The 12352-nt window shown below is 47.3% G+C and carries 12 protein-coding genes; 7 read left to right on the top strand and 5 right to left on the bottom strand.

Annotated features, from left to right (window positions below; translation table 11 throughout):
• Positions 1–43: 43 nt before the first annotated feature.
• Genes IAE48_RS20740 through IAE48_RS20730 form a run of 3 tightly spaced genes read right to left on the bottom strand, consistent with a single transcriptional unit; the run spans position 44 to position 2051 of the window.
• Entirely contained in the window at positions 44–781 is a 738-nt protein-coding gene (locus IAE48_RS20740) for an SDR family oxidoreductase (protein WP_200135455.1), read from the bottom strand.
• 22 nt (positions 782–803) lie between these two features.
• Positions 804–1580: a carboxymuconolactone decarboxylase family protein gene (locus tag IAE48_RS20735; protein ID WP_200135454.1), complete on the bottom strand. Its 777-nt coding sequence runs from the start codon at positions 1578–1580 to the stop codon at positions 804–806.
• A 12-nt stretch (positions 1581–1592) separates the two neighbouring features.
• Entirely contained in the window at positions 1593–2051 is a 459-nt protein-coding gene (locus IAE48_RS20730) for a cupin domain-containing protein (protein WP_200135453.1), read from the bottom strand.
• Positions 2052–2229: 178 nt separating this feature from the next.
• Here IAE48_RS20730 and IAE48_RS20725 point away from each other — a divergent pair, with 178 nt between their 5' ends.
• The 3 genes from IAE48_RS20725 (at position 2230) to IAE48_RS20715 (ending at position 5243) form a co-directional block, all read left to right on the top strand.
• Positions 2230–3141 carry a LysR family transcriptional regulator gene (locus IAE48_RS20725; RefSeq protein WP_004110853.1) on the top strand — a complete coding sequence of 304 codons (912 nt, stop codon included), beginning with the start codon at positions 2230–2232 and terminating at the stop codon, positions 3139–3141.
• A 234-nt stretch (positions 3142–3375) separates the two neighbouring features.
• Positions 3376–4227 carry an aldo/keto reductase gene (locus IAE48_RS20720; RefSeq protein ID WP_200135452.1) on the top strand — a complete coding sequence of 284 codons (852 nt, stop codon included), beginning with the start codon at positions 3376–3378 and terminating at the stop codon, positions 4225–4227.
• Between the two features lie 26 nt (positions 4228–4253).
• Complete coding sequence (locus IAE48_RS20715; protein WP_200135451.1) at positions 4254–5243, top strand: aldo/keto reductase; 990 nt, start codon at positions 4254–4256, stop codon at positions 5241–5243.
• 34 nt (positions 5244–5277) lie between these two features.
• Here IAE48_RS20715 and IAE48_RS20710 read toward each other — a convergent pair whose 3' ends face one another.
• Positions 5278–6171, bottom strand: a complete 894-nt coding sequence (locus IAE48_RS20710) for a LysR family transcriptional regulator (protein ID WP_200135488.1) — start codon at positions 6169–6171, stop codon at positions 5278–5280.
• 148 nt (positions 6172–6319) lie between these two features.
• Between IAE48_RS20710 and IAE48_RS20705 the strand changes: the two genes are divergently transcribed.
• From IAE48_RS20705 to IAE48_RS20690, 4 genes are all read left to right on the top strand, one after another.
• On the top strand, positions 6320–7111 hold the full coding sequence (locus tag IAE48_RS20705; RefSeq protein ID WP_200135450.1) for an SDR family oxidoreductase: 792 nt from the start codon (positions 6320–6322) through the stop codon (positions 7109–7111).
• A 123-nt stretch (positions 7112–7234) separates the two neighbouring features.
• A complete protein-coding gene (locus IAE48_RS20700; RefSeq protein WP_200135449.1) occupies positions 7235–7486 on the top strand; it encodes a DUF1471 domain-containing protein in 252 nt (83 codons plus the stop codon).
• A gap of 56 nt (positions 7487–7542) precedes the next feature.
• Positions 7543–7884 carry a helix-turn-helix domain-containing protein gene (locus IAE48_RS20695; RefSeq protein ID WP_200135448.1) on the top strand — a complete coding sequence of 114 codons (342 nt, stop codon included), beginning with the start codon at positions 7543–7545 and terminating at the stop codon, positions 7882–7884.
• Positions 7885–8644: 760 nt separating this feature from the next.
• On the top strand, positions 8645–10636 hold the full coding sequence (locus IAE48_RS20690) for an ATP-binding protein (protein ID WP_200135447.1): 1992 nt from the start codon (positions 8645–8647) through the stop codon (positions 10634–10636).
• Between the two features lie 389 nt (positions 10637–11025).
• Here IAE48_RS20690 and IAE48_RS20685 read toward each other — a convergent pair whose 3' ends face one another.
• The gene (locus IAE48_RS20685; protein ID WP_200135446.1) at positions 11026–12222 is read right to left on the bottom strand and encodes an integrase arm-type DNA-binding domain-containing protein; all 1197 of its coding nucleotides are present in this window, start codon (positions 12220–12222) and stop codon (positions 11026–11028) included.
• Positions 12223–12352 lie beyond the last annotated feature (130 nt).

Below are 12352 nucleotides of genomic sequence, written 5' to 3'. Positions count from 1 at the left end.
ATCCGGATATAATGCAGGCGTCAGCTACCCGCCTGGTTGTGTTTCAATAAACCTGTACGGTCGGCCGGAAAAGTATTTCGTTAACATCCACGTCGTCAGGCTGGCTGATGGCAAATGCAACGACCCGCGCAAAAGCCTCTGCCGGGATCGCATTCTCGTAGGTTTTCGACATACCTTTCGCAATATCTTCGTCGGTGATGGTTTTAGTCAGTTCGGTATCTACCGCGCCGGGAGAAACAATCGTTGTGCGGATATTCCAGGGCTTCACTTCCTGACGCAGACCTTCTGAAATAGCCCGGACGGCCCACTTAGTACCGGCATATACAGCGCCGCCAGGTCCCACCTTGTGTCCAGCTACGGACGATACGTTAATAAACTGCCCGCACTTCTGCGCTTTCATATACGTCAGCGCGGCGGCAATACCGTAAAGTACACCCTTAATATTCACGTCGATCATTCGGTCCCATTCATCCACCTTCAGCTTGTCGAGCATGGAGCTCGGCATGAGACCGGCGTTATTAATCATCACGTCAATACGACCGTGCAGCTCTACCGCCCGGTCAACAAGGGCCTGAACCTGTGTGCGATCCGTCACGTCGGTACGCAGTATGGCTCTGGCATCCAGCCCCAGTTCGCCGGCAAGTTGCTCAAGCTTCTCCATACGGCGCGCCCCCAGGACCACCTTTGCGCCCAGTTTCGACAGGTGTCGGGCTGTTTCTGCTCCCAGGCCGCTGCTGGCACCGGTGATGACGATGATTTTGTTTTCGATACCCTGAGACATACTGTCCTCCTGTAAAGAGTGGTTATTTCGACTCACGCTGCTCAAACACCGTTTTGAAAACCGGCGCGGCGGAAAAAGCATTAGGCCAGCCGGAGTAGTAGGCAAGGTGACTCAGTGCGCCTGAAGCCTGCTGCCGGGTCAGGCCGTTATTCATTGCCCGGTTAAGGTGCGGCGGAATTTGCTGTACCTGCCCGTTTGCAATCAGGGCAGACAGGGTCACCAGACTTCTGTCCCGTGGTGCAAGCCCGGGACGCAGCCACAATTCCCGGAAAAGCACGTCGGTGGTGTCGCTGACAAGCCCCGGCACCGCGCTACCGATACTCTGTTCCACGCGTGCAGCGCGAGCTGCTTCCGCTTTTTCATCGATCGGCAGCAGCGCCTCCTCCGCGCGAGGAAGCTGTTCAGCGTTAATTCCTTTTTGCAGGAATATCTCTTTCGTTACCGCTGCGGCCGCAATGGCATTGCCCCAGCCGGCATAGAACGCCAGCTGCGTGATGGTTTCGGAAAGCTCAGCCGGCTTAACACCGTTTTTCAGCGCCAGCTCCAGCTGCTCCGGTAAAAGTACGGTCTGATTCCGGGCAATAACCGCTGCAACGGTCACGAGGCTGCGATCGCGTGGCGACAAATCGTTTCTTTTCCAGAGGTCTCCTGCCAGCCTGGTGCTCGCATAGCGTTCGAGTGCGGGAGATACTGCCTCTATGTCGGTGTCTGACAGCGGGCCCCGCTGTGTTCCCGTTTCTGCAATGGCGACAGCCGATCCGAGAGAAAGCGCCAGCGCAACTGCTGTTGAAATTTTCATCTGACCTCCGGATTACTGATACTGTTCGTCAGAGACGGGCTCCTGCCAGTCCACGTTTTTACCGTCCACCATATACGTCATGGCCAGATGGCTCATGGGGGACGTCGCCGTGGCACCATGCCAGTGGCGTACAGTTGCAGGGATCCATACAACATCACCCGGAGCGATATCCTGGCGCGCTTTACCTTCTTCCTGAACCCAGCCTTTACCGGCCGTAACAATCAGCAACTGCCCGGCGGGGTGAGTATGCCAGGCCGTGCGCGCACCCGGGGCGAAATCCACCTGGCCCAGATTGGCACGCGTGGACGCGTTTGGCGGCAACAACGGGCTGACAACCGCATGACCTGAGAAGTTATCGGCCTTGCCGACGACAGAAGGGGTCTGCCCGTTACGGCGAATTTCAATGCCTTCGGCAGAAACCTGGGCGGCCCCCAGTACGGATATGGCTGCAGCACCAATAATCGCTTTCATCTTTCACCTCGCTGGTTACTTTCGGCTAAATGGCGTAGCGGATTACATTAATTCCCTGCAAATGAAAACGCCTTTTGTCGGGAGGAATGGTTATTTAGTGAACGAAGAAAGTATATCTGAGGACGTATTAAGTGATTAGATGGTAAAATGAGATTGAAATTATAAGGAGAACCTCTAAATGGCTGATGATAATCTGAATGCCCTTGCTGCATTTATGGTGGTGGCTAAGGAACAGAATTTCACGCGAGCGGCAAAACGTCTGGGTGTTTCACAGTCTGCGCTCAGTCAGACTGTTCGTGTTCTGGAAGCACAACTCGGGATCCGGTTGCTTAACCGAACGACCAGAAGAGTTGTCCCAACTGAAGCTGGGGAACGTTTACTCGCTTCAGTTGGACCTCAGATAGAGGATATTCAGCGGCAGTTAATGGTGCTGAGTGAATTACGTGATAAGCCAGCCGGTACAATACGACTTACCGCAACAGAATATGCAGCAGAGTCAATACTCTGGCCAGCAGTGTCGCGTCTCGTTAAAAAATACCCCGATATTAAAGTCGAAATTCTTACAGATTATGGGCTAACTGACATCGTAAGAGATCGTTTTGATGCCGGTGTACGTCCCGGAGAAACTATTGCCAAAGACATGATTGCTGTTCGTATTGCGCCAGATATGCGGATGACAGTGGCGGGATCTCCAGATTATTTCAGTAACCGGCATGCGCCCATTACTCCACAGGAATTGACAGAACACTGTTGTATAAACCTGCGCCTTTCCGGGCATGGAGGACTCTATGCATGGGAGTTTGAAAAGGACGGGCGAGAACTGAATGTGCGAGTTGATGGTCAACTGGTTTTCAATACGGGAAGCATGATACTGAAAGCGGCGCTTGAAGGTCGAGGGCTAGCCTATCTACCAGAAGGGCAGCTTGAACCCTATATAACATCCGGGGCTCTTGTTCGCGTGCTTGAGGATTGGTGTGAACCTTACTCTGGATATCACCTTTACTATCCAGGCCACCGACAACCCACCCCGGCATTTAGCCTGCTAGTTGATGAACTTCGCTATTCAACTCGCGAGAAGCATCAGAGTTAAACTTCCCTGATAAATGACGATCAGCTATGAGCTGTGAGTTCTTCGTTTCATGGCAACGTCCCCCTTTATTAAGGATAGCGTTGCATCGACCCATCGAACTCGCAGCACGAAGCCGCCCTTAAGCCCCCTCTAAATTAATGAACACATCTAATAAACCCTAGTTAATTACCCCACCTAATCGAATAAATCACTTTGCGTTATGCTTTTCCTACACAACAGCTGAAGGATAACGTCATGCAAACTGTAAAACTGAACAACGGTATTGAAATGCCCCTGCTGGGCTTTGGTGTGTTTCAGATGTCTGATCCCGCTGAATGCGAAAGAGCCGTTATTGATGCAATCGATACGGGATACCGCCTGATCGATACCGCTGCGTCTTACCAGAATGAAACCCAGGTCGGGAACGCTCTGAAACAGAGCGGTATCGCGCGTAACGAACTTTTTGTCACGACCAAACTTTGGCTGCAGGATACCAATTACGAAGGCGCTAAAGCCCAGTTCGAACGTTCCCTGAATCGACTGCAACTTGATTACGTTGACCTGTATCTGATTCACCAGCCTTACGGCGATGTCCATGGGGCCTGGCGTGCTATGGAAGAACTGCAGCAGGCAGGCAAAATTCGCGCCATTGGCGTCAGCAACTTCCATCCTGACAGACTGGCCGACCTTATCGCCTTCAACAACGTTGCCCCTGCGGTAAACCAGATTGAAGTGAACCCCTTCAACCAGCAGCTGCATGCTGTTCCGTGGAATCAAAGCCATGGCATTCAGCCGGAAGCCTGGGCACCGTTTGCTGAGGGTAAAAATGGCCTGTTCCAGCATCCCGTGTTAAAGGCGATTGGCCAGAAGTACGGCAAAAGCGTGGGCCAGGTTGTGCTGCGCTGGATCTTCCAGCGAGGCATCGTTTCGCTGGCAAAAACAGTGCGTAAAGAACGTATGGCTGAGAACATCAATATTCTCGATTTTGAACTCAGCGCTGAAGATATGCTGCAGATTACCGCTATCGATACCGCAACCAGCGCTTTCTTCTCCCACCGCGATCCTGCCAGAGTTGAATGGTTGGCCGGCCGCAAACTTGATGTTTAAGTCGCGATAAAAGAGGTATTCATTCAATGCAAAAACGTTATCTGGGTAAATCCCGACTCGAAGTCTCCGCGCTTGGCCTCGGCTGCATGGGCTTAAGCCACGGCTATGGTCCGGCGACCGATACCCGACAGGCTATCGAGCTCATTCGCGCAGCGGTCGAACGTGGCGTCACCTTCTTCGATACCGCTGAAGTGTATGGCCCCTTTCTTAATGAAGAGGTGGTAGGCGTTGCCTTAAAACCGTTTCGTGACCGCGTGGTCATTGCCACCAAGTTTGGTTTTACTTTTGGCGACGACAACAAGCAGCAGATTTTAAACAGCCGTCCGGAGCATATCCGTGAAGCGGTGGAAGGATCATTACGCCGTCTAAAGACTGATGTCATTGACCTGCTGTATCAACACCGTGTCGATCCGGACGTCCCGATTGAAGACGTTGCGGGAACGGTGAAGGACCTGATCGCTGAAGGCAAAGTTAAACATTTCGGTCTGTCCGAGGCGGGCGCGCAAACCATTCGTCGTGCGCATGCCGTACAGCCGGTCACTGCCCTGCAAAGCGAATACTCCATGTGGTGGCGCGAGCCTGAGCGGGAGATCCTGCCGTTGCTGGAGGAACTGGGCATTGGTTTTGTGCCCTTCAGCCCATTAGGCAAAGGCTTCCTGACGGGCTCGATTAGGCCAGGAACCACTTTTGGCAAGGATGATTACAGAAGCCAGGTGCCGCGTTTCGCCGGGCAGGCGATTGAAGCCAATGAAAAGCTGGTCTCCTTGCTGGGTGAACTGGCGGCAGAGAAAGGCGTGACGTCTGCACAAATCGCGCTGGCGTGGCTGCTGGCACAAAAGCCGTGGATTGTGCCTATCCCTGGTACCACTAAACTGCACCGGCTGGAGGAAAACCTGGGGGCCGCCGACATCATTCTTTCACAGGATGACTCACGGCAGATAACCCAGGCGCTTGAAACCATTAAAATCGTCGGCGAACGTTACTCTCCTGAGCACCAGGCCCGCGTGGGCCGTTAATACCCGGACGGGTCCGCTGCAATTGGCGGACCCGTTATTCCTGATAGCGAAGCGCATCGATCATCAGCGCAAAAGCGGGGGGATGCTGCTTGCGGCTCGGGTAGTAGAGGTAATATCCGGGGAAAGAGGGACACCAGTCCTGCAAAACCTGAATAAGCTCTCCCGACTTTATATAATCCTGCACCCTGTCTTCAGGTATGCAGGCGATACCAAAACCTGATAACGCCGCATCAATCCTTTCCGCCTGCAGATTAAAGGTTACCTGCCCCTCCACTCTGACCCGCAACGGTTTCCCTTCCTTCTCAAACTCCCAGTGGTAAAGCCCACCGGCGGTCGGCAGGCGCATATTGATACACCGGTGATGTTGTAGTTCGTGCGGCGTTTCAGGTACAGGATTTGCAGCGAAATAAGACGGCGCTCCTACTACGGCCATTCTCATGTCCGGGCCAATTCTTACCGCAATCATGTCCTTATCCACGCTTTCGCCCAGGCGGATCCCGGCATCAAAACGCCCCTCAACAATATCGACAAAGCCGTTATCCACCACCAGCTCAACGTTGATTTCCGGATATTCCCTGAGGAAGGGTTTTAACTTCGGCCATACCAGGCTTCGCGCGGCATGCTCCCCGGCAGATAAACGAATATTGCCGGAGGCGGTGCCGTTCAGCTGAACCAGCGATTCCAGCTCCTGCTCAAGATCGGCAATACGCGGTTCAAGGCAGGCAATAATTCGCTCACCGGCTTCCGTAGGGGCAACGCTTCGGGTCGTGCGGGTCAGAAGGCGGATATTCAGCCTTTCCTCCAGGGCCTTCATCGCGTGGCTGAGTGCAGACTGAGAAACGCCCAGTTTACCCGCGGCTTTGGTAAAACTTCGCTCCCTTGCCACCACAAGAAAGATTTGCAGTTCGTTGAAATTTTCTTTGAGCATCGGCGATTTCCTTATGGAGGCATTCCCTTCATCGCACACTCATGAAGGGTGTTCATAGACACAATCATTTTAGCCCCATTACTGACATTAATGATAATTGATATTCTGACCGTATCGAAAATAAGTCTGAATTATCAGTAGGTTTATCATGAAAATACTCGTTGCAGGGGCGACAGGAAGTATTGGCCTTCATGTCGTCAATACCGCTATCAAAATGGGCCATCAGCCTGTAGCGCTGGTCAGAAATAAGCGCAAAGTGAAATCGCTTCCTCGGGGAACAGATGTTTTTTACGGCGATGTTTCATTGCCTGAAACCCTCAGCGATTTGCCGAAAGATATTGATGCCATAATCTTCACGCTCGGTTCCGATGGCCAGGGACGTATTGGTGCCAGGGCGATAGATTACGGCGGAGTGCGCAATATTTTACGAATATTCAGGGATACACCTATTCGTATCGTCCTGATGACCACGATTGGCGTGACTGAACGACTCAGCACCTGGAATCAACGCACTGAGGTTCATGACTGGAAAAGACGTGCCGAGCGTCTGGTCAGGGCAAGTGGTCACCCCTATACCATCGTCAGGCCCGGCTGGTTTGATTACAACAATGATGATGAGCACAGAATCGTTATGCTTCAGGGAGATCGTCGCCATGCAGGAACACCGGAATATGGTGTGATATCTCGGGAGCAAATCGCCCAAGTTCTGGTCAGTGCCCTGACCCACGACGAGGCAAAAAATAAAACGTTCGAGCTGGTGGCTGAACGAGGTGAAGCACCGCAGAATCTTACCCCACTGTTTGCAAACCTGCAGACTGATGATCCACAAAAAAATGATGGGGTTCTGGACATAGACAATATGCCTCTGCGTGAAGAACCTGACTGCATTATTAACGAGCTGAATTTGTATTCAAAAAAATTAACCAATCGACAACCCTGACAATTTTGTCATATAGCCGTCAGCCTCATGACAGCTTAAGTCTGTATATTTCAATACACAGATGGAGGAAGTTACTCCTGATACAAGTCCAGTTTCAAGCATATTGTCAAAGAGGTACTAGATATGAAAACCCTACTTATTACTACATTGATCATGGGATTTATTTCAGTGAATGCCGCATCAGCCGCTCAGGAAATTAACCAAGCAGATGGGAAAGAAAAGATGGGTGTAGTCTCAGCCAGCAATACCTATACGCTTGATGAGTTATCGGATGTTCTTTCTCGTAAGGCTGATGAGCAAGGGGCAACATCATTCAAAATCCTGTCGACAACGGGGGATAACAGGCTACACGGGGTTGCTGAAATCTATAAGTAAATCAGTAGCATCCCGAACAGGATGTGTCACAGCCCTCTTATAGTGAGCGTAGATTTATGCTCAGAACAGAAGACATCATCGATGAGATAACTCAATGGATTGATTCAAACTTGCATAACCCGCTGAAGATAGGGGATGTTGCTGCGAGGGCAGGATACTCTAAGTGGCATCTTCAGCGGATTTTTGTGCAGGTGAGAAAAGTTAGCCTTGGGAAGTACATAAAAGATACGAAACTTAGACTTGCAGCAAAAGATCTTATCGAGACTAATGAGCCAGTGATGGTTATCGCCTTTAAATATGGATTCGATTCACAACAGACTTTTACTCGGGTTTTCTCTAAAAAATATAAATTGCCGCCATTAAGATATAGAAACACCGAAAAGATAAAAAAACATTAACCTTTTAAATTTTTTAACCTTAAGTAGTATTACCCAAATGATAATTCATTCTAGCATCGAAAGTTGAAGACCTTTTGAGCCAGAAGCTTCTTGTTCGGAACGAAGCTCAGCCCGGTTTTAACATCCGACGTTTAGACTATGATCTTCACCTGTTACACATTAGCGGAAAAATCGATCAGAACCAGATCGATATCTCAACCACATATCCATCCTAGTAATCCATGAGCTTTTAAATAGCTGGTGATTCATGGCACTGAGCTGCCACCGTTAAGGTTCAAAGGGCTGCTTTGAACAAGAAGCGGGCCTTTGGTCGCAGCTTAATCAGCGCGGATCGCTACCCACAGCACAGTTCATTGAGGCCCATGTGTTTTTCACATCCTTTTGTCATGCTACTAATGACTGTCGGGCCCGAATATCACTGCTCTACCATGCAACACCACAAGAGGATCTGTGCTGTCACGTGACGCTTACGGCACTACACCGCACCCGACTGCGGTTTCTGGAACGATAAAATTTTCATTACAAAATATGAGGTGCTTTAGCATTGCGTTAATCTTGATGCTGAAAGTTCTGACCATAGGTAAGGAGCGGGTTTTAGGGGATTGGGCGTGATTTTTTTGGCTGAGATTTCTACGGCACTCTGAACGAGTTTATGGGGGTTGGTTTGATCTAGGTAAGGTTCTTTAAAAACCTGTCTTGATGTTACTAAACTACTCTATAAAATGTAAAAATTCAATTCCATCATAGGATGTGAGCGCAAATGGCAAAGCAGATTATTCAGGGCACAACTGAAATCAACAGCTTGGGTATCAAGAACCATTTTGAGTCAGTTGAACCTGTACAGGCGATATTGGAACTCGTATGGAATGGATTTGATGCTGGCGCTAAGAATATTAACATAAACATAGTTTATGACCATTTTGATACAGTAAAAAACCTGATCATTCTTGATGATGGTGATGGGATAAACTTTACTGATTTAGGCAGCAACTTTAATCGATTTAACGATTCATTAAAAAAAACAAGCATTGATCAACACGGCTCTAAAGGTCGAGGGCGTTTATCATTTCATAGACTTTGTCATCAGGCTATCTGGTATACTAAATACTTAGGTAGAAATGCCTATATCAAAATTAATGATGAGGATATTAAGGCATATGAAGCTCAAATAGATATCGACGCTGATGAGCAAAACAGTTTATTGAATGCAATGGATAAGGGGACGTGTGTTGAATTAACATTGTTACATTCAAGCCTTCCAGATAGACGCGAACTGATTTCTATTTTGTCCAATGAATTCTGTTGTAAATTGGCATTGGATGATGAAAGGAAGGTTTTCGTAAATGGTGCTGAAGTTGACATCCCAGAACACGAAATAAAAGAGGTCTCCTTCGAGATTGAAAATAATGATTTCTCTGTGAAAGGGATTCGCTGGGATAAAAAGCCAGCTACAGAAAAATCATTTATTTACTTGACTGATAGTTCAGGAAAGATAGTTCACAAAGAATCTACAACATTCAATAAAAAAAGAGATTTTCATTTGAGTGTGTTTGTTTCATCTATTTGGGCTGATACTTTTAGTGCTAATGGCGATGACATTTTTTCAACAGCTAAAAGTAATCCTGATTCAAAAGCATGGCGGCAGTTAGTTAAAAATGTCTTAAAATTCTCCAGATCTATATATGATGATTTTCTGCGAGTGCAGGTTGAAAAAGCCATACAAAAGCTTGAAGAGGATGGTGCTTTCCCTACATACAATGAATACGATATAACATATGCTAACTGGAAAAGAAATAATATCAAGCAGGTTGTAAGAAGTATTTATATTGCCGATCCTCAGTTTTTGGTATCACTGACTATAAAGCAGAAAAAGATAATCATCAGACTTCTTGATAAGATGCTTGTATCAAATCAAAATGAAGATTTATTTGATATTCTGGAAAGTGTTTTGGATTTAAGTGATAGTGATCTTTCTAGGTTTGCATCACAATTGAAAAAAACAAAATTAGAAAATATTATAAGTTCAATTGAGGAGTTGCAAAGAAGGCGTTTTGCAGTTGAAAAACTGAAGCTAATAATGAACGAGCATTATAAAGATGTTCTTGAAACGCCTGACTTACAAAAAATCATTGAAAATAACACATGGTTATTTGGTGAAAGATACGAAACTATAGGCGCTGAGGAGGATACTTTTACTAAGATTGCAAAATCATTGAGGGATAGTGTTTACTCCATTAATAACATAGATGCACAAGATGTGGAAAATGGAGAGGATATTATAGGCGCTAAGAGACAAACGGATTTATTCTTAGCCAGAAGGATGCCAACTTTTGACTCTAACGGCAATAAGATTTTTCGATGCATAATTATTGAAATTAAAAGACCAAGCATAGCCCTTAATGTTAAGCATTTACGTCAACTGGAAGATTATGCTGGAATTATTAAACGACATCCTGAGTTTTCTAGCCAAAATTTGCATTTTGAATTAATTCTTATAGGTAGGAAGATTTCTAGTCAAGATATAGAGATACCTACTCGCTTGTCAAACTATGCCGGCCGTGGTGATGTTGGTTTAGTATCTGATGATGCCAATATGAAGCGTTACGTTAAGAATTGGTACACAATATTTGATACTTTTGAATTGACGAATAGTTTCATGCTTGAGAAATTACAAATGGAAAGAGATGTAATTGAAAAGAAATCTCGGGAGGAACTTGTTAAGGAATTACAAGAAGAAAGCGTTGATGTCTAAAATTAAAAAATCGATACTACGCTTGAAGAGGTTTCTTTCTTGCTAATGTATTTTTCATGAAAAAGGGTTACATTGAAATGTAACCCTAACCTATTGAATTGATGCACCTCACATTCACTACTCATAGTTTTCCTTCCGATATTTTGAGATCTATTATTTCTTTAGCTTGAGATCCATTGTGCAGGTCACCGTAACTTAAAATTTCGACTAATCAGGGAGTTTCATCTTTGGTATCAATTAGACCGTCAGACGCAAATGTAACGTTTCTGAATTAATCGTAAATGTAAATTAGCAAAAAAAATTTCTAGTGCAGAGCTCCTCCAAAACGGAGGAGCTCTGCTTGAGTTTTCACGCTATCTACTAATAAACGGCTAAATTTGGAGCTAATATCATAAGGCTATGATGAGTTTATTTTTGCCAATGTTATCAATATAGTCCGCATACCACTGCATCATCTCCCTACGTCCTTCCAGATACAACGCATGGTTGTATGTCCCGCGAATCGCATTCTTATCGACATGCGCAAGCTGGGTTTCAATCCATGCCGTATTAAACCCTTCCTCATGCAAAATTGTACTCATCGTGTGCCTAAAACCATGTCCAGTAACCTTCCCCGTATATCCAATCCGCTTAAACACCTGATTAATACTCGCTTCACTCATCGTTTTGCGGGGATCATTCCGCCCAGGAAACACAAGAGGATATTGCCCAGACATCACTTTGAGCTGCTGTACGATCTCCAGCGCTTGGGTAGAGAGAGGGACAAGGTGAGGCCGCTTCATTTTCATTCGTTCGGTAGGAATTTCCCACACCGCTTTTTCAAGATCAAACTCACTCCAGAAAGCACCTCGGAGTTCACCGGTGCGAACTCCCGTAAGGATCAGCAGACGTGCTGCAAGAACAACTAACGGGCTTCCTGTGTAGCCTGCGAGAGCTTTAAAGAAGTCTGGTAACTCCTCAACAGTAAGGAAGGGATAATGCTTCGATTCATGCCCTGACATCGCGCTGGTTAGATCCGCTGCTGGATTATATTCCGCACGGCCGGTAACTATGGCGTAACGAAAGACTTCACTGCAGCGCTGGCGAACCTTCTTGGCCTTCTCTGTCGCGCCACGGCCTTCCATGCGACGCAGCACATTAAGCAGAACAAGCGGTTTGATTTCATTCACCGGCTGCTGGCCGATATAGGGGAAAATATCTTTATTGAAGGCTTCGATAATGTCCGAGGCATAGCCTTCTGACCACCGGCTTACATTCGTTCCGTGCCATTCAAGCGCCACAGCCTGAAACGTGTTGTTGAGCTGCACATCACGAACCAGCTTTTCTTCTTTCTTGGCAAACGATGGATCGATACCTTCGGCCAGTTTTTTCTTGGCTTCATCACGCAGTGCCCTGGCTTGTGCAAGGGACACTGCTGGATAAACACCAAAAGCCATACGCTTCTCTTTTCCATTGAAGCGATATTTCATTCGCCAGTATCGAGAACCAGAGGGAACGACTTCAAGATACAAACCAGCACCATCTGCCAGCTTATAGGCTTTCTCTCTGGGTTTAGCTGCATCTACCTGTCGCGCATTTAGCTTCATTGGGGGCATCTCCCTGGACCGAACACAGAATGCCCCCACTTATGCCCCCAACTGTGACTTGATTGCGGTTGAGTCCAGTTGATAACAGGTGATAAAATACGGGCCAGAAACCGCAGTATACGGGCTTTAA

Source organism: Kosakonia sp. S57 (assembly GCF_016516575.1).
Taxonomy (GTDB): Bacteria; Pseudomonadota; Gammaproteobacteria; order Enterobacterales; family Enterobacteriaceae; genus Kosakonia; species Kosakonia cowanii.
Note: the sequence above shows the minus strand (reverse complement) of the source record. Positions and strands in the feature narration are given on the sequence as shown.